Raw genomic sequence first — 18,051 nt, forward strand, 5'->3', positions numbered from 1 at the left:
AAACGACAGACAGTTTGAAATTAGAGATTAAACCTTAATTTTAAACTGATGAAAAAGACCAGATTCACAGAGACGCAGATCGTTTCGATCCTCAAGCAGCAGGAAGCAGGCATCCCAACCAAGGAGATTTGTCGGCAGCATGGCATTTCTGAGGCCACTTTTTACAATTGGAAGAGTCGGTATGGAGGCATGGAAGCTTCCGACGTCAAAAGGCTTAAGGATTTGGAGGAAGAGAATTCCCGGCTCAAAAAGATGTTCGCGGACCTGAGCCTGGATAACCAAATACTCAAAGAGATTTTCGTAAAAAAGGGCTGGGCTCTGCCGCAAAAAGGGAATTGACAGAGGAGATTGTTCGCGAGCACGATATCGCTGTGAGCAGAGCCTGTAAAATCGTTAGCCTTGTTCGCTCTCAATATTATTACAGCAGTAAGAAGGATGATTCTGAGGTAATTGAGTCGTTGCAGGACTTGGCATTCAAACACCCTTCATACGGGTTTAGAAAGCTGTTTGCCTACCTGCGAAGATCAGGTAAGCCATGGAATCATAAGCGAGTTCACCGCATTTATCAAGTTTTGAAGCTGAATAAGAGGCGAAAGGGGAAGCGGCGATTACCCGATCGGGTTAGGCAACCTTTAGCTCAGCCAGCGCAGGTGAATGAAGTTTGGAGTGTCGATTTTATGAGCGACAGTATGGTCGGCAACCGCAAATTCCGAACGTTCAACGTCATTGACGACTGCTCACGTGAGGCATTGGCCATAGAAATCGATACTTCACTTTCCGCGAAGCGGATCATTAGGACTTTGAACCGTATTGGAGAAAGCAGAGGATTCCCAATGGCGATCAGATCGGACAACGGACCGGAATTCACTTCCGGAAATTTCACGATCTGGTGTGAGGAAAAAGGCATTGAAGCCAAATTTATACAGCCAGGCAAGCCAACGCAAAATGGCTATATCGAACGATTTAATCGACTGTACAGAGAAGCTGTATTAGACGCTTATTTGTTCTTCGACCTGGATCAGGTCAGGCAATTAACCGCGGAATGGATTGAAGAATATAACCAGCGACGACCACATGAAGGACTGGGCAATTTGACACCATTTGAATGGAAGGAATCGCTGGTGAAAAAGAAAATTCACCACCAAATGACTGTCTGAGAAACGGGGTACTTACAACCTGTTCTCATAAAACGCACGGAATTTGAGACAAAATGTGTCTAGCCAATGCGGGGAAGCTTACATATTAGTGAGTAGGATCTTTGACTTTCAATGTGAATCCAGCATTGATAGAGCGGAAATCCGTGGTGGATAGAGGATGTGTCAACATTCAATCACCAGAACATGATTAAATGTCTCTTAAACGGACATTATTTGCGACGAGACGATTTATCTCCCCACCAAATGTATGTTAATAGTTGGACTTCGGTTTTCAAGTCTAACTCCGATATTTCCAAAGGACCTTCTGGTTCTGCATTGTAACAATCACAACTAGTAAAAATCCTGTCTATTAAGCGTGCAAATCTTTCATCGTGGTTCTGGCCCGTATCGCGGTCTCTTCTCCACTGTTCAAAGAAGGATCTGATGAATTCTTCTACTACAACGTGATCGTTTAAATATCGGTCAATGAACAGTTTATAGATTGTTTCTGATGGAATAGGTTTTAAAGACATTGCAATGAAATGAGTTAAGCAAGGATTAGAGCCATAGGCAGGTTTTCAAAGCTATAATAGTTACAACCAAGGATTATATTATATAAAATTTTGTCTTTCTCACGAAACCCTGGATTTCGTGACACAATTGGCTATCTACCGCCGACAGCGGTTGACACAACAACCGTGAGTCAAATCTGTGAGTGTGCTGACCGACGGTTCTCCTATCAACCGTTTTTACCGCGTGTTAATCGCTGCTGTCACATATTTCGCAGGTATTTTGAGACAGTACGCGCAAGGTTACCTGTGATTAAAAGGCTCTATGGCGGTATTGATTAAATCGGCAGATTTTTGAGTTCCAATAAGAAATTTGCTGCCATTATTTAGTTCAAGTGCAATCCCTTTATTTCCAGAAACATTATTGACTGTCCCATATTTACTGCTAAACCTCCATCCATAACCTACAAAACTGTAAGTTGTAAATTGGATTGATTTTATTTCTTGCCAAGAAATGGTTTTAGCCTTTTTTGGAAACGGGAGCCAGGCAAAAGATACCCCTTCTTCGCTTATCCTGCTGACTAACCTAACATTGCAAGCATAAATTACTAATAACATGATTGCTGGAAAAAGCGTCATTGATAGATTGAATATCAGCTCTACTGGGCCAAAAGTTTTTCCGTTTAGTATGGAAATCGTTAAGTCTCCAACTAAAATCACTTCGATCAAAATCAAAATAACAACCATCCAAACTGGTCTAAACTTTTGTTCTTCTTGGAATACTATCGGCTTCATAACGGCTATATTTTGTTTTGAGACAAAGCGATGTTTAGGATAAAATACTCGAATAGCTATTCAAAAGGCAAATTCATCCCCTCAGGAGCTCCCTAGGGCATAACCACTCCATGACAACTAGGCAGAGTCGCGTCTTCTTGTACTAATCGAAGAACTTACACAGATCGGCCTGCGTCCCCTTGTTCTATGTTTTCTCATTTATAAAATGAGTTATCTGAACGCGGGTGGCGTTTTCTGGTTTCTGTCCTCTTTTGGCTCTCGCTGATGAAAAGAAAGGATTGGATTTTTCAGGGTCTCATTTAGTCCAGGGAGATTTATTCAAATGTCAATCACATAGATATCCCAACTAAAATTTGCGTTTTGTGTCCAATGATGGTACATAGTAGCAAGATCGATCTATATTTTCAAGTAAACTTCAATGAACATTCACAGATTAGTCGTTGCAGTAGTATTTATCTGCGCATTTGGTTGCAAGGAAAAGGAGGTCTATCCAGCAGAAACCCAACAAGGTCTTAACACTTTTGGAGTTAAGATTGATGGCAAAAAATGGCATCCCAACCAAAAATTAGGAATAATAGTGCCGGACAGACTCTCAGGCGAGTATCATAAACAGGACGGTATTTTGGGAGTTACAGCTACCAGAGATGGTAATGACGAAATAATCGTCCTTACGATTGTTGGAGCTACTAAACCAGGGAATTACACTTTCAACAGCGATTCTAGCAGAAGCACCAGTACACACCTCGGGGGAAATGAAGTTGATGACGAGTATCGATTATTCCCAGGAGGAATTAATGAAGTTAATATTACCAAATTGGACACTATCAACAAGGTAGTAGCAGGTACTTTTAAAATCCAGCTCAAAGGGGTGAAAAATCAGACCATAAAAAACCTTACTGATGGGGTTTTCGATATAAAATGTCAAACGTATTAACAGGCTTAGATACTCATATTCATCCCTTTACCTTTCCCAGTCTCCAGCCCTTTGGTGCGCAGCTGCTGCCGGTATCCGGCCAGTTCCATGGCATTTTTAGCCGTGTCCTTTTCCAGCCATTTCCGGGCGTGCTCCGCGCCAGCGAGGCCGCTATCCTGGGCAACGCTCCAGCAGATCAGCCCGATATCATTTTCCCCCAGGTTTTTCAGGTAAGCCGACACTCGTGGGGCACTGCCTTTGAAATTGGCGAAGATCCCGGCCATGATCCGCTCATAACTCTGCCGGCTGCTTTGCTCGACCTGGTTGCTGCGGATCCGCTCCGAAAATTCCGCCAGCGCTGTACCGCTCGCCCAGCCTTTGTGACGATATCGTTTTTCCTTTCCCATCCTGGGTAGTAGATATCCCCTTCGCCTTGCTCGATCCGGATGCGCCGCTTTGCCAGAAATTCACATTCACAGGTCGAACGCGCTAACGGTTGACGCGACAAGCACACCCCCGATGTGGCCAATGGTGCCTGATGGTTCACCCGTCAACAACTTTTTTGACCTATTAGTGGCGGTTGTCCCATTTTATCCAGGCTATTTGAGACAGGCAATGTTAGGACCCGTCCTAAAAAGTATTGATCGTTTTGCTGTTAATCCTGTTTTGAATTTACTACTTTGAATTTTTACTCAAATTCAGCGTAATCCTGACAGCAATGAATTATCAACCAATTGACGGGTTAAACGTATATTGAAGTGAACCTGGCCACAAAAAATTTATCAGCTTACTAATGTCATCATAAATTGCCCTGATTTTCTCTTGCATGGTTATTTTTACACTATTGAAACCAAAATACGATTGCCATTATCTGAACTGTTTCTACGTAACCTTCTCAAATTGATGTTTTTGCTCCTGTGTTTTACTTGCACAGGTGTAGTCGGGCAAACTGTGAGAAATATTTCTCCCAAAGAAGGCCTTCCGCAATCTTTTGTTTCTGGTTTGGAACAGGATAAGACGGGGTTCGTTTGGGTTGGTACCCGAAATGGTCTTGCCCGGTACGATGGTATCAATTTCAAACTTTTTCAACATAATAATGCTGACAGCTCCTCGCTCTCATCCAATCTGATCCTTAATATAAAAGCGTTTAACCAAGCTATATGGATCGAGCATGAAACTGGCGAAATAGACAAGCTCGACCCGGTTTCTGAAAAGATCGAGCGCTATCCTTTTTCTTTGAAGCTAAAAAGCAATGCCATTCTTCGCCGCGCCTGGTTAGCCGATTCAAAGGGTATAATATGGCGGATCGCGGATGGCAAAGGACTGATTCGATATGCTGCAACAGCACAGATTTACGATAAAAAATCCAGCGGATTCGATAGTGATACATTGTGGGGCCTTTGTGAAGGTGCGGATCGGCAAGTATGGGTTTTGACGCGGTACGGCCTTAGCAAACTCGACAGCAAATCAGGCAAGGTTGAAAATTACGGATGCCCGCAGGTTCCAGACTATCACGATTACCGCTATTCGGTCCGGTTTCCGGTGGGGCTGCATCAGCGCAAGAACGGTGAATTGATGTGGGCCGACAGAAAGTTCCTGTACCTGTTTTCAGTTGCTCAAAAGAAATACGTAAAAAAGATTCCCTTTAATTCACCAAGTGACCGCGGGGTTACCTGGATACGCACGGGTCCCGATGGCCGCGAGTACTTCGAGAGGGGCGAAGCAATATACCGGTATGACGAGCAAAACGGTCTCAATGTGGTGTATGGGCGAACCCAAGTAGATAAGGACCCAATCCAATCCTTTTTAATAGATCAATCAAGCCTGGTTTGGCTGGGAACTAACGCTCACGGTATTTCCCAGGTGGATCTGACAACTCCCTTCTTTCCATCTTTTCCTGTCAAGGAAGGCTTTGCTGGTGATGTGATCAAAGCCGAGTTCGGGCAATCGCTGTCAGCCTTGTTTAACTGGGAGCCAAAAGATGAGCGTTTTGCGGCATCGGGATACCATGTCCGCTCAGCATATTCTAAAACCGGCACACTATGGATGGGTCTGAAAAGGCGGGTTGTCCGGTTTGATGCCAGTACCAAAACATTTTTTCCACTTCCTCAGTTAACCTCCATTACAAACGATTTCGAAACCTCAATAGCAGGAGTGGTTATAAGTCCGGAGGGTGAACCTGTCGTAATGGGTTTCAACCGTATCGCGCTGATCTACAATCCGCGAAAAAATACGTGGGACTGGTTAATACCCGCAGGAGAAATCAGCCGTCAAATCGGCGTAGATGTGACGCCCCAGGACATTTCCATGGATACAGACCATATCTGGATTACAACGGAATTGGATGGATTGGTATATATGAATCGCAAAACAGGCAAAATCAGGCAGCTTAAATATGGCCAAGGACAACAGGGGTTACCGACAAATCAGCTGCTGGGTTTGAGGCCCGACCCCACAAGGCCTGACCTGCTTTGGATCGGCAGCCGAAATGGCTTAATCTGCCTGAACAAAAAAACACTTAAAGCCGAGGTTTTTAACACAGCAGCAGGCCTTCCTGATAATACGATCTATACATTACTAGCCGACAAATATGGCAGTCTATGGTTTGGTACTAATAAAGGACTATGCAGTTTCAGTCCTGTTACGCATAAAGTAAGGATCTTTCAAACCCGTCATGGCTTGTGGGAGGACGAATTCAACCGCTTTCACCAGTTAATGTTTCCCGATGGGCGCCTGGCGTTTGGCGGAACGCATGGCTGGACGGTATTTGATCCGGATAAGATAAAAGATGACAGTTACCAGCCTTCCATTGCCTTAACTGCGCTTAAAATTAATAATGAGACTATAACCCCATCACCCGATGGTTTGCTTACACAGCCCATTAATGCAATGCGTGAACTGGTGCTGCCATACGACCAGAGCACGGTCACGTTTTTTTTTGCCGGACTGCAATTTAATCAGCCGCAGGATTTGCATTACCGGTATCAGTTGTCGGGGTATGACAATGACTGGGTGGCCGCCGGGCAAGTACCATTTGCAAACTACACCAAAATACCGCCCGGTGACTATGAATTTCTGGTCAATGCCAGCAACACAACCGGACATTGGAGTAAGGAAATTAAGAAACTCGTCATCACAGTCAGCCCTCCCTGGTGGCGTACCTGGTGGGCGTATTTGCTTTATGTCGTGATTATAGGAACCAGCATTTGGTATTGGATGCGGCTGCAACTGATCCGCATGGAGCAACGCAAGGCAGCCGAGCTTAAAAAGCAGGAAGCGCAGCAGCTGCGGGTGCTGGTAGACCTGAAAGAGCGCTTTTTTACCAATGTAACCCACGACTTCCGGACGCCGCTGACGCTGATCCTGTCGCCGCTTGCGCCGCTGATCCGCAAATATGCAGGTACGGAGGACGAGGGAAAAATGTTGTCCATTCAAAGAAATGCCCAACAACTGCTGGCACTTATCAACCAGCTGCTCGACTTTTCAAAACTCGACGCCAAGATGCTCTCCATCGAAGAGTCGGCAGGCGACCCCGGTTTGTTTGCGGAAAACGTGTTCGAATTGTTCACCGAAGAGGCCGCCATGAAGGGTGTCACAATCCTTTTCAGCAACGAGCTGCACGGGCATTTCTGGTTTGACGGCCCTAAGCTGGAACGGATTCTGGGCAATCTTATCGGGAATGCGATCAAGTTCACACCTGCGGGTGGAACTGTGAATGTGGCCGCCGCGAAAGTGAACGGGCAGGTATTGTACTCGGTGACCGATAACGGAATTGGTATTCCCGAGGACAGGGTCGCGTATATTTTTAAGCGTTACTATCAGGTGAATGGGAATGAAAGCCAGGCTGTGAAGGGCAGCGGCATTGGATTAGCCCTGGTGAAAGAGCTTGTGGAAATGCAGCAGGGGCGTATCGAGGTTGAGAGCCGGCCGGGGCGAGGGAGTACATTCCGCATCTTCATGCCCTACCGGCCCGCTGCGCAGGTTGCGCCACCTGCTTTGAATGACCGCGTGAAAGAGGAATGGGAAGTGCCGGTAATGGAAAGCGAACAAGTCCGCATTCTCCTGCTAGAAGACAATGCCGAGCTGGCAGACCTGATCGCAGGCAGTCTTCCGCTGCATTATCAGGTCGACAGGGAAGTGAATGGGGCGGACGGCCTGAAAAACGCATTGGAAACAATCCCGGACCTCATCATCAGCGACGTAATGATGCCGGTCATGGATGGTTTTGAGTTCTGCGAAAAGGTGAAACAACACGAGCAAACCAGCCACATCCCGATAATCCTGCTGACCGCTAAAATGGGCTTCGATAGCCGTATGCAAGGATTGACGACCGGAGCGGACGACTACCTTACCAAACCGTTCCACGTTCCCGAGCTGAATTTACGGGTCTACAATTTGCTCGAACGCCAGCGCAGATTGCGCGCGCACATTCAAGGCCAGATCAGCTCACCGCTGTCGGAACCCGGCAAAGCAATAGAACTGGACCCGTTCCTGACAAAATTCCATGAGATGATCGAGCAGGACCTGGACGACTCTTCAGTGAGTGTGGATCAGCTAGCTTCGCGGATGCACATGAGCCGTTCGCAGCTGCACCGCAAAATGCGGGCGGTGGCAGGGATGCCCGTCAGCGATGTGGTCAGGAATTACAGGCTGAACAGGGCGGCGACGTTCCTTAAAGAAGGGTTCGGCAGTTCTGAGTCGGCTTACAAGGCAGGCTTTGACAGTCCGGCCTATTTCAGCAAATGTTTCCGGGCGTTCTTTGGGGTGGTCCCATCCGAGTTTTTAAAAGGGACTATTTGAAGTACCAATATGACAATTCCCATCATGCAACGTCAGTTATAGGATCTGCAACGTCAGTTATAGCCTCAAAAATGATTCCTATCCAATTTTGCATCAGAAAACTTATCTGCAAAATTGTAATACATGAAGCCAAGTTTATTTCCATTCCGTCTGCTTATTATTCCAATGCTGGCCTTTTGCATGCTGCCCTTCTCATGCATTAAAGATCATAAGGTTGAGCACTTCATCATTGATAAGTCTGCTTCTGCCATGGAATGGAAGGGCTACCTAAAAGATGGTAGCGGCAACAATGGGACCATCAAAGTGACAGGAAGATTGTTTGCAGCAGAGCCCGGGATGATCACGGGTGGACAAATCAGTTTCCCACTTTCTTCACTTATCAATATCAACCTGCCTACCGATGAGCTGAAACAGCAGTTGATCCATCACCTGCAAAGCCGCGATTTTTTCGACATGGCTACCTATCCACACATTCGGTTTGACATCATATCCATGGTGCCTGATAAGGATATATCGCATACTTATCACGTAGCCGGCGAACTTATAATGCTGGGGAAATCCAATCCCGTAAGCTTCCCTGTAAAAATAAAGTTGCAGGGAGAAAGGTTGGAAGTGACCGGCGAAACCGGCATCGACCGGACGCTTTGGGGAATGAACTACGCCAGCGACGAAAGCGCACCGGACGGCATGTATGTCAAACCCGGAATCGATGTGCAATTCAAGGTGGTGGCGCTAAGAAAAGTTCATTGACGACTGAACCTATCCGTGCAACGCCATGCAGAAATGTCTCCCCGGGGCGAAGCGCTTTCAAATCTGCTTATTCAATTCTCCACATATAGTTTCAAATAATCAAAACCATCTAGTTATGTCTTTACAAAAATTAATGCACCGCAGGAAATTCATCGAGCGCTCGCTACTCGGGGCGGGAGGCGTGCTGTTTACGTCGGCAGTGTTGGAAAGTTGCACGTTGAAAGATCATGTGATTCCCAATCCGAATGGGCCTGTGATCATGCCGCCCATAGGTGAATACGAACTTGACGTGAATGACTCTATAAAAACCGCTATTGTTACCGGACTAAGCATGATTCCTGTGGCTGGCGAAATTCTTGGAGGCCTAACCGAAATCTTCTGGCCAGCCTCAAAAAAGGATGTCTGGAGCGAAATCCGAAATCAGTTAGACACATATGTATCTGACAAAATTGCTAATGATGACTACACACTAGTCGGAACACTATTGACCGGCTTAGGTGGATCCCTAGATCTTTATACCAAAGCAATTGCTGCAGGAGACATAGCTGATACTGCTAAGCAATGGGATGATACAAGAAACACGTTCGTTACCGCTCTTCCTGAATTTCAATGGAATGGTCACGAGCTGAAGTTACTGCCTCTGTTTGCGCATGCCGTAACTATGTACCTGGGCCTACTACGCGACGGGATACTCTATGGGAAGGAATGGGGCTTCAATGATATTAAAATTCAGCAGTTAGTTACAGATTTGCAGGATCGCATCACAAATTACACCGCATATGTTAATGGATGGACTCAGAACGGAGCTGCTGCATTGCAGGCGGTAACCAAAGTAAACAAAGCGACTTGTGAGCCATTCAAGTCACTTAACGCTTATGATCGTACACTGAAGCTTTCGGTGTTAGACTTTCGGGATACCTGGCCTTATTTCGATGCAACTGTGTATCCTGCAGGAGCCAAGTTCGAATCTTTTCGTGAAGTTTATTCAGATCCGTTTGGTTCGATATCCAACAGCTCTAACAATAGCCCTATCAGCTTACCATCAGTCCCAATGCAGCTTCCTACGAATGTAACTGTGTGGGGTTATAATCGCATTGATGCAGTTCAATTAACCTATCCAACGGGAACTGGCCCCGGAGGCGTTACGCAAACTGCACGAATGGGGGATGCTGCCGGTGGCAGCAATCAGGCCCCACACGGCGGCGTATTTAACCTAGCTATCAATAATCCGATAACTAAGGTCAGGGCCTATTACGCTGCTTACCAGAAAACAGTAGGCGAATCAGACCCCATTGTTGGTGCGATGCAGTTTCAGTTTCATGACGGTACAACAACAGATCTTCTCGGTGGCTTAGACAAAGGAGCTCCTGGTGGTTGGTCAATGGATACAGGCCTTATTGGTTATGACAATAATGTATTGTCTAGTATTTACATTCACGGAATAGAAAAAACGATAGGCAGCGCTGATTGCGTGGTGTTTGGTTTTCAATTTTGGCAGTCACCACAAGCAACGTTTCAGGCGATTGGCAGACTTTACATAACAAGTCCACAAGAGCGAGCAGCAACAGATTTCCATAGTGCTTTTCCACACCTTGGAATATCTGCCGGGTCGATAAGCAATGAACTGAAGTCGGCCCGCGAGGCTTATTGGACCAAAAAGCGCGGATAATCAGCGTCACTGACGGATGTATGTCAATGGCCTGGGCAATTTGCCCAGGCCATTGAGACATGCTGTATGCAGCATGCTCCCAGATTTGATCTCTGGACCACAACATTCTCACAACTTGCAAGATGAAAAGGAACTTTCCGTTTATCGCAGCCATCCTGCTGGCGTTGGCAACCCTGGCCGCATGTACCGATCACAACTTCCCACCGGTGGCGAGTGAAGCTACACCCCCCACCGAACCCCATAAACGCATTGCATTGCTGTGCATGCTCTCCAATGTAAACTACGACCTGGTTGCTGCCTCGGAACAGGAGCTAAGTCAGAACACACTGAGAATCAATGACGCCTTGCAGCACAATGCCGATGTTCGGGATTACCTGGGCACTGACTGGCAGGTGGTTTGGGGGCCGGCGATTTCCAACAGCATGAAAAAATCCACCACCAGCGCCGTGGACAGTTTCGTTACCGATAATACCATGTATGTCGCCCGCGGCACCGACCTGGCGACGGGCAAAGTCATGCATGTAGTGGCCATTGCGGGGACGAATGCGGTGTCGCGGAAAGGTGCGTTTGGAGAAGATTTTAATGTGATCAGAGAAAAGGATTGGGGCGCGCCGAATAGCGGAAAAATCAGCGCGGGCAGCGCGCTGGGGTTCAATATCCTGAATGCAATGACCGATCCTGCCACCGGAAAAACGCTGCTTGAATTTCTGGGTACACTGAATGATGCAGGCCCGGCCGAGGTCGCCTTCACGGGCCATAGCCTGGGCGCAACATTGTCGCCGCTGATGGCCCTGAAATTCATCGAGCAAAAGCAGCAGAAGGGTTACACTAACGTTAACGTAAGCGTTTATCCCATCGCCGGTCCTACGCCCGGCGACAAAAAGTTTGCCGCGTATGCCGGCGGACAATTTGGCGCGGGATATCATTCGGTGATCAACGCCAACGACATTGTTCCTCATGCCTGGCAGAAAGATATGTTCGGGAAAATTCCCTCGATGTACAAAAATGCTCCCCCGTTCAACCCGGGCGGTTCAGGCGGGTTTCACTTGGCGGTTAAGGAGCAGTTGGAGTTTGATGCGCTCAAACTGGTTATCGACTTAAAAACCTACCAGCGCATTGCCCCCGAGCGGGAGTTTGTTTTCCAGGGCAAAGCGAATGTTTACCCGGATGGGTCCGGCACCTACTTTAAAGAAGCCAAGTATCAGCACGTCATTGCGTATTACATCGATGCATTCCAGTTTCCACAATCGGTTATTGATGCCATTTCTGAATGATTTGAAACAGGACTGAAAATGAATGATATGATGGCTAAGCTCTCCGCAGTTATTGTGGTTTAAGTAAATACAAAACATGAAAAGAATATTTAATCTGCTCACCCTGATCATCTTTGGAATGCTTGTTTGGATGACTTCCAGCTGTGATGATAAGGAGGGTAACAAGGCAGGTCCGCAGCCTGGAAATGGTACATTCATTGATCTGGGTGAGATTCCCATGCCAGTTGCCGGACATGCTGACTTTGCTGAAAATGAATTTCAAATAGCCGCATATAGCAACAATGTAGTTTTTGTGGCCACCTCCGATGGTTTATGGAAGAACAATCTGCTTACCAAAGAATGGTCCAGAAGCGGTTTCGATGGAAAAAAAGTTTCCTGCATTTTCAAGCATCCCAATATTGTAAATAAGCTTTTTGCCGGCGTCATGCCAGCCGAAAATTCGACTGAAAAATCGCTGTTTATTTCCAATGACAGTGGTGAAACCTGGAAAGCTGCTCAGTCGCCTGTTCACGATGATCTGGACAATGTTTATGAAACCTACGTGTGCATAGCCGTAAGGCCGGATCATCCCGATCACATTTACGCCAATTTAGCAGGAGGTACCATGATTGCGGTTTCGACCGATGGAGGGAATACCTGGAAACGCATGAATGATGAAGCGCATTCCAGTTTTGGTTACAGAAGCAATATCGTGTTCCTGCCCAATAATCCGGACCAGCTCTTTCAGGGAAGTGAAAACCCCTTCGATGATGCCTGGCTGGGCCGATACGACATTGATGCGAAAGACCCTGCTCGGCTCAAAAATTTTATCAAAGTAGCGGATGTAAATGTCTTCGGAAACAGAAGGCCGGTTGAACTTCAAACTAATGCATTCACGGGCAGCAGCATTTACGTGGGCCAGGAAGGCGCACTGGCCAAGGTAACCGGCTCAGCTACCCAGTTCATATTTAAAGCCCAAGAAGAAAATCCGGCGGTTCCATATACCTATGTCTATGGTATCTGGATAGATCCAAAAGATCCTAAGCATATCCTGTTTGGTGGCAGTGTGAATGGTAGTCAAACATCGGCAAACCTGTTCGAAACCTTCGACGAAGGAAAGCATATCATTACGGTAACGCAAGTTCCAGGTCCGGCCAACATCCAAGTCGCTAAGATACTCGCGACGGAAACAGATCCTGTGATTGTTGCATACGATCCTGACATCAGGAAAATCAGGCTGTTTGTTTACAAGCCAAGGTAAAGCTTTGCAGTATGTCAGCCTGTTCTGAAACAAGAATTTTATCTCATTTAAACTTCAATAACCATGATTTCTGCAAGCATTTTAGCTTTTGTGCGCCTGGGCGGCCAGGAAATGATTTTTCTGTTGGTGGCCATCCTTCTGTTGTTTGGGGCGAAAAAGATTCCGGATCTCGCCAAAGGATTGGGGAAAGGCATCAGAGAATTTAAAGATGCCACCAGCGATGTGAGGAAAAGCATTGAGGATGCCCAATCATGATGCATGCTGTCCTTATTGTAGGCGCGGGCCCGGTTGGCCTGGTAATGGCCGCTGAGCTGGCCAGGCATCATGTCCGTTGCCGCATCATTGATACCCTCCAAAAGCCATTGCCTTACTGCCGCGCGCTAAGCACTACCACCAGAACCCTTGAAGTCTTCGAAGACATGGGTATCCTGCAAAAAGCAGTAGATGCAGGAATCTGGCTCAGCGGGCGCCGTGTCGCCTACGCGGGCGGACCAGCCCGGGACTATCCCGAACAGTCGGGTGATTTTCCCTATTCACACACTTATTTAAATATTCCGCAGCCTGAGACCGAGCGTATTCTCACCGAGCATCTATCTGCATTAGGTATAGAGGTCGAGCGCGGGCTTACCCTCAAAGGATTAACGCAGGATGATGATGCGGTTTCTGTGCTGCTGGAATCCAGCGATGGAAAAATGGAAGAAACCCAATTTCCATACGTAATTGGTTGCGATGGGGCCCATAGCTTTGTCCGCAAAGCAGCAGGTATTGATTTTGAAGGTGAAATGATGCCCTTTGAATTTATGCTAGCCGATGTTAAGATAGATTGGCAACTTCCCAGCGGTTATTCATTCCAGTCAATTCATCCAGCTATTAATACTCCGCCGGATTTTCTTGTTGCAGTCCCCTTGCCAGAGCCTGGCCGGTACCGGGTTTCTATGTTGGCTCCTACCGCTGACATGACATCAGAATTAGGTACGGACCACGGGATCCAATCCGAGCGGCCAGCACCTGGTCTGGATGTATTTCAGAAAAAAGCAAACGATCTGATGGGTGAACCTGCCCGGCTCAGTGCGCTTCGCTGGTCGTCTATTTTCCGGATCAGTATGCGACTGGCAACATCTTATCAGGCGGGTAATGTCTTTATAGCCGGCGACGCTGCACATATCCACCCCCCGACAGGTGGCCAGGGAATGAATACAGGTATACAGGATGCATATAATCTAGCCTGGAAGCTTGCGCTCGTCCTGAAAAAAAAGTCGCCACAGAGCTTGCTGGAAAGTTACACGCTAGAACGGCGGGCAGAAGCCGAAAACGTGATTGAGCGTACGATCCGGGCGACCATGAACACTGGTCCGGCTGGCTTCAAAAGTGACCGGTTGGCTGATAGCCAACTTCTTGTTTCCTACCGGAGCTCTTCCTGGGTTCATCCAATCGGAGACCAGGCTTGGACCTCCGATCTCAGGCCGGGAGACCGTGCCCCTGATTGCGCTGGTTTACGGCAGCAGAGGATCGGTTATCCATTTCGGCTTTTTTATCTTTTGAAAGGCACAGCACATGTTTTGTTGTTTGACTTACGTGATCCTACACCGCACTGCCCGGATGAGCTGCACGCTTTGGTGCGAGACTTGCGGTCCGAGTTTGGTGAAGAAATCGGCCTGTACCTGCGTATCATAGCCATTACCTCAAAGCCACAGCAGTTGAATGTTCACACTGTGTCTGACATTACCTGGGTATTCGATCCGGACGAATCCTTTGCAAGGGCCTATTCCTCACAAAATAAAGCCAGTTGGTTGATCAGACCTGACGGGTATATAAGCTGGTGTCATGTAGGTTATAATAGCCAAGATTTGTTGCCTTATCTGCGAAAGGTCTTTATTAGTGATATGAGTACTTGATAGGCTATATCGAAAAATCCATTACTTTTCTGAGGTATCTTCTATCTGCAGAGTATTGGTATTTAACATAATGTAGGTTGTATAACTTACATTATGTTAAGTAACAATTCTTACAACCATCTACTTTAAGTGAATGCTGCTATGAACTAAAATTAGCTCCGGTTAGTTACATGTTAATTTTCTAACCACTAGCAGGAAATGATACCCTACGATTACCAAAAATTTGTCGACTCACTTCGCAGTCACCTTCAATCCAATATCGAATTTTTAGGACTAGCGGTCGGAGGATCGTGGATAGACAATCAGCTTGATTCGTTTTCCGACATTGACCTTATACTAGTACATCGAAGTCCTCAGATTCCCATGGCTGACCGTCGAGCGCTTGCCAAGGCATTTGGAAACTTATTAGCCTGTTTTTCAGGTGAACACGTTGGGGAACCAAGATTATTGATCTGCCTTTACGACAATCCAATACTGCATGTTGATCTTAAATTTGTGGCAATGACTGACATGAGTAGCCGTATAGAAGAACCTATCATTCTGTGGGAACGCGATAACATGCTGACAGCTTACCTAAAACACTCGCAAGCAAATTTTCCCTTTCCGGACTTTCAGTGGATCGAGGACAGATTCTGGGTCTGGATCCACTATGCTGCTGCAAAAATTGGGAGAGGCGAGCTATTTGAAACGCTGACTTTCTTTTCTTTCATACAGCAGACAGTTTTGGGACCATTACTGCTCATTAGAAATGGCTTACTTCCGAAAGGAGTCCGTAAACTGGAAATGTTACTTCCTAAGGAAGATTTGTTGGCTATGCAAGCCACTATCGCGAAATATGACCAAATCTCTTGCCTCGAAGCATTAAAAAACATCATTGATCTTTATCTAAGCTTGCGCGAAAGCGTTATACCATCTTCGGTGGTCCGCCAAGAGCACGCCGAAGCAAGGGTAAAAGAATATGTAAATAATTTTTCATTTTAGGCCCGATTACTTTAGACAGGTAATTCTCATGAGACACATTGCCCATGTAAGCCTCGTTGTACATGACTATGACGAAGCGATTGCTTTTTATACTCAAAAACTTGGTTTCGATTTGATTGAAGACACTTGGTTAAGCATCGAAAAGCGTTGGGTGCTGGTAATGCCTAAAGGATCTACGTGCAGTATATTGCTAGCAAAAGCGACAACAGATGAGCAGAGCGCCGTGGTGGGGAACCAAACAGGGGGACGAGTCTTTCTCTTTTTATACACTGACGATTTTTGGACCGATTATGCGAGCCTACTCGAAAACGGTGTTTCCTTTGTCAGGCCACCGACGGAGCATGATTATGGCTTGGTAGCTGTGTTCACCGATTTGTATGGCAATATGTGGGACCTGCTACAACCTGCCAGCAACGGGCAAGAGTAGTGCCTTGTAAAGTGTGCACTACATAAAATTTATATAAGTTATCTTATGTTAAATAGAATTTGTAAGGTTAGGAATGCGATTCCTAGTTTTACAGACGTAATCATGTTGGATTTGAATACAAAGCTCTAGCGGACTCCCTGCGTTATCTCATAAGATCGGCACTAACCTGCTGATCGTTTTTACGAGGTTACTATAAGAGGTATTACCCGATATCTTTACACCTTTGCCGGCGACCGTCATCGAAATGGTCGGACACGTATCGATCCGGTTGATAACCGCTTTCTGCTGGTCGTGATGGAGCGCCTTTCGTGAAAAATGTGAGCCTAGATCCCTGCCAAACCGGTTCATTTCAAACATTCCCGAATTGATTCTGCTTACCCGCTTCGCAATCTCAACCAAGGTATCAAGTTTGGAAATATCCAGGTGCTGGTTAATAGACGCATCACGTAGCGCATCCAGGTAAATCCCAGATGCCTGCGCGGATTGCAATGAAACGGCTTTAACGGCCAGTGCTGCATTCTGCCCACTACTTCTCCCCTTCTTTTCTTCCGCATATTCGGGCGTGTTTGTCATACAAATCTGCAATTTGAAGAGCTTGCCGAACTCATCGGTAAACTGCTTCCAGGCCTCACGCATTGCCCAGCTGTCAGTACATGCCGGGTGCGTATAGTAAATTACTCGAAGTTGATTATCAGTATGCATCCTGATTCAGGTTTAGGAATTTCAATATTACTTACTCGCAAAAAGCGAATGGTTCGCACTCTCGAGAACGATCTCATCACAGCTGATGCACCTCCAATCATATACGAGCAGCCGGGATAATAGCGCACATAGCTCAGGATAGGTCGATGGTTTACAGATGTAAGCACTCGCGCCTAGCATTTGTGAGGATTCAATCAATGCCTTCGAAGCTGCTGTCGAAAGCATTATGACCGGTACAGGGTCAACTAGTGCTTTTCTTACCTCAGAAAGCGTCTCCATTCCGTTTTTGATCGGCATATTGACATCTAGAAAGATAATGTCCGGCGTGGAGTCCGCACTAATTAGCTCCTCAACCAACTGCTGACCATTGGATGCAATGTGAAGCTTGTGCGGCAGGTTAATTTCTTCAAGCGCCTGCTGGAAAAACAGGACATCATCACTGTCATCATCTGCTAAGAAAATAGTGATCTCGTCTTTTTCATATGTTTTTTTTGATCCCATCTCATAAAGGATAACGTAGAAAAAGTAGCCTAATGGCTAATGAGAAGAGAGGTTCGCGTGTAAGAATAATCAAGGTACGCCTTTGTCAGCTAAATCACTAATTAAAAGACTGTTAATTCACGCCGAATTAATAGAAGCACCTCGATCAATTCTAACCGACGAGAAAGCATTGAACGCAATATTTTTACCGAAACCTACATTTGCAGATTTCTTCATTGCTAGCAATTTTTAAGCGGTTGCTGACCGCTTGTGCAAATAAGCTGGGTGTATCAGAAACTCGACTGCATCTTGTCGATTCGAGAGGGGTAACGTTGTTGAAACCAGAATGCTGGTTTCATAACTAGCTAAGCACTGAAAGCTCGCCGATAAAATTGAGGTGAGCTCTAGTCTAAATAATTTGAATCTCGTCTGGCCTTCGCTTTTGTCCAGCGAAGCGGACTATCATAACTTTTACTGAAG

General features: G+C 46.4%; 16 protein-coding genes. 11 read left to right on the top strand and 5 right to left on the bottom strand.

The window, feature by feature from the left end; all coding sequences use genetic code 11:
- The first annotated feature begins 48 nt into the window (after positions 1-48).
- Positions 49-1,157, top strand: a protein-coding gene (locus tag DFER_RS11405) for an IS3 family transposase (RefSeq protein WP_222837289.1) whose coding sequence is annotated in 2 segments (ribosomal slippage) — positions 49-298 and positions 298-1,157 — 1,110 coding nt in all. Because the reading frame shifts where the segments join, the coding sequence is not laid out codon by codon here.
- A 209-nt stretch (positions 1,158-1,366) separates the two neighbouring features.
- On the opposite strand, the gene DFER_RS30900 is transcribed toward DFER_RS11405, so the two are convergent.
- Entirely contained in the window at positions 1,367-1,669 is a 303-nt protein-coding gene (locus tag DFER_RS30900; RefSeq protein WP_083769102.1) for a colicin immunity domain-containing protein, read from the bottom strand.
- A 279-nt stretch (positions 1,670-1,948) separates the two neighbouring features.
- Positions 1,949-2,440: a hypothetical protein gene (locus DFER_RS11410; protein ID WP_015811784.1), complete on the bottom strand. Its 492-nt coding sequence runs from the start codon at positions 2,438-2,440 to the stop codon at positions 1,949-1,951.
- A gap of 418 nt (positions 2,441-2,858) precedes the next feature.
- On the opposite strand from DFER_RS11410, the gene DFER_RS11415 reads away from it, so the two are divergent.
- Positions 2,859-3,374, top strand: coding sequence for a Riean_0653 family protein (locus tag DFER_RS11415; protein ID WP_015811785.1), 516 nt, complete (start codon positions 2,859-2,861; stop codon positions 3,372-3,374).
- A gap of 5 nt (positions 3,375-3,379) precedes the next feature.
- Here DFER_RS11415 and DFER_RS11420 read toward each other — a convergent pair whose 3' ends face one another.
- On the bottom strand, positions 3,380-3,760 hold the full coding sequence (locus DFER_RS11420; protein ID WP_015811786.1) for a hypothetical protein: 381 nt from the start codon (positions 3,758-3,760) through the stop codon (positions 3,380-3,382).
- A gap of 544 nt (positions 3,761-4,304) precedes the next feature.
- On the opposite strand from DFER_RS11420, the gene DFER_RS11425 reads away from it, so the two are divergent.
- The 9 genes from DFER_RS11425 (at position 4,305) to DFER_RS11465 (ending at position 16,389) form a co-directional block, all read left to right on the top strand.
- Entirely contained in the window at positions 4,305-8,153 is a 3,849-nt protein-coding gene (locus tag DFER_RS11425) for a hybrid sensor histidine kinase/response regulator transcription factor (RefSeq protein ID WP_187293460.1), read from the top strand.
- A 123-nt stretch (positions 8,154-8,276) separates the two neighbouring features.
- The gene (locus DFER_RS11430) at positions 8,277-8,903 is read left to right on the top strand and encodes a YceI family protein (RefSeq protein WP_041734995.1); all 627 of its coding nucleotides are present in this window, start codon (positions 8,277-8,279) and stop codon (positions 8,901-8,903) included.
- A gap of 115 nt (positions 8,904-9,018) precedes the next feature.
- Positions 9,019-10,572, top strand: a complete 1,554-nt coding sequence (locus tag DFER_RS11435) for an insecticidal delta-endotoxin domain-containing protein (RefSeq protein WP_187293461.1) — start codon at positions 9,019-9,021, stop codon at positions 10,570-10,572.
- Between the two features lie 122 nt (positions 10,573-10,694).
- Positions 10,695-11,846, top strand: coding sequence for a lipase family protein (locus DFER_RS11440; RefSeq protein WP_015811790.1), 1,152 nt, complete (start codon positions 10,695-10,697; stop codon positions 11,844-11,846).
- Positions 11,847-11,922: 76 nt separating this feature from the next.
- Complete coding sequence (locus DFER_RS11445; RefSeq protein WP_015811791.1) at positions 11,923-13,086, top strand: WD40/YVTN/BNR-like repeat-containing protein; 1,164 nt, start codon at positions 11,923-11,925, stop codon at positions 13,084-13,086.
- Between the two features lie 63 nt (positions 13,087-13,149).
- Positions 13,150-13,341 (top strand): Sec-independent protein translocase subunit TatA/TatB, encoded by a 192-nt coding sequence (locus DFER_RS11450; protein ID WP_015811792.1) that lies wholly within the window; start codon positions 13,150-13,152, stop codon positions 13,339-13,341.
- A 44-nt stretch (positions 13,342-13,385) separates the two neighbouring features.
- Positions 13,386-14,981 carry an FAD-dependent monooxygenase gene (locus DFER_RS11455; protein ID WP_229206263.1) on the top strand — a complete coding sequence of 532 codons (1,596 nt, stop codon included), beginning with the start codon at positions 13,386-13,388 and terminating at the stop codon, positions 14,979-14,981.
- 198 nt (positions 14,982-15,179) lie between these two features.
- A complete protein-coding gene (locus tag DFER_RS11460; protein WP_015811794.1) occupies positions 15,180-15,962 on the top strand; it encodes an aminoglycoside 6-adenylyltransferase in 783 nt (260 codons plus the stop codon).
- A gap of 28 nt (positions 15,963-15,990) precedes the next feature.
- Positions 15,991-16,389, top strand: coding sequence for a VOC family protein (locus DFER_RS11465; protein WP_015811795.1), 399 nt, complete (start codon positions 15,991-15,993; stop codon positions 16,387-16,389).
- A gap of 147 nt (positions 16,390-16,536) precedes the next feature.
- Here DFER_RS11465 and DFER_RS11470 read toward each other — a convergent pair whose 3' ends face one another.
- On the bottom strand, positions 16,537-17,091 hold the full coding sequence (locus tag DFER_RS11470) for a DsbA family oxidoreductase (protein ID WP_083769104.1): 555 nt from the start codon (positions 17,089-17,091) through the stop codon (positions 16,537-16,539).
- Positions 17,092-17,118: 27 nt separating this feature from the next.
- Entirely contained in the window at positions 17,119-17,592 is a 474-nt protein-coding gene (locus DFER_RS11475) for a response regulator (RefSeq protein ID WP_015811797.1), read from the bottom strand.
- Between the last annotated feature and the right edge of the window lie 459 nt (positions 17,593-18,051).

This window comes from Dyadobacter fermentans DSM 18053, assembly GCF_000023125.1.
GTDB lineage: Bacteria > Bacteroidota > Bacteroidia > Cytophagales > Spirosomataceae > Dyadobacter > Dyadobacter fermentans.

Coding starts and splice junctions, on each gene's coding strand:
- DFER_RS11440 (WP_015811790.1), top strand. CDS start 10,695: ATGAAAAGGAACTTTCCGTTTATCGCAGCCATCCTGCTGGCGTTGGCA.
- DFER_RS11455 (WP_229206263.1), top strand. CDS start 13,386: ATGGCCGCTGAGCTGGCCAGGCATCATGTCCGTTGCCGCATCATTGAT.
- DFER_RS11415 (WP_015811785.1), top strand. CDS start 2,859: ATGAACATTCACAGATTAGTCGTTGCAGTAGTATTTATCTGCGCATTT.
- DFER_RS11435 (WP_187293461.1), top strand. CDS start 9,019: ATGTCTTTACAAAAATTAATGCACCGCAGGAAATTCATCGAGCGCTCG.
- DFER_RS11410 (WP_015811784.1), bottom strand. CDS start 2,440: ATGAAGCCGATAGTATTCCAAGAAGAACAAAAGTTTAGACCAGTTTGG.
- DFER_RS30900 (WP_083769102.1), bottom strand. CDS start 1,669: ATGTCTTTAAAACCTATTCCATCAGAAACAATCTATAAACTGTTCATT.
- DFER_RS11450 (WP_015811792.1), top strand. CDS start 13,150: ATGATTTCTGCAAGCATTTTAGCTTTTGTGCGCCTGGGCGGCCAGGAA.
- DFER_RS11430 (WP_041734995.1), top strand. CDS start 8,277: ATGAAGCCAAGTTTATTTCCATTCCGTCTGCTTATTATTCCAATGCTG.
- DFER_RS11460 (WP_015811794.1), top strand. CDS start 15,180: ATGATACCCTACGATTACCAAAAATTTGTCGACTCACTTCGCAGTCAC.
- DFER_RS11445 (WP_015811791.1), top strand. CDS start 11,923: ATGAAAAGAATATTTAATCTGCTCACCCTGATCATCTTTGGAATGCTT.
- DFER_RS11470 (WP_083769104.1), bottom strand. CDS start 17,091: ATGCATACTGATAATCAACTTCGAGTAATTTACTATACGCACCCGGCA.
- DFER_RS11475 (WP_015811797.1), bottom strand. CDS start 17,592: ATGGGATCAAAAAAAACATATGAAAAAGACGAGATCACTATTTTCTTA.
- DFER_RS11465 (WP_015811795.1), top strand. CDS start 15,991: ATGAGACACATTGCCCATGTAAGCCTCGTTGTACATGACTATGACGAA.
- DFER_RS11420 (WP_015811786.1), bottom strand. CDS start 3,760: ATGGGAAAGGAAAAACGATATCGTCACAAAGGCTGGGCGAGCGGTACA.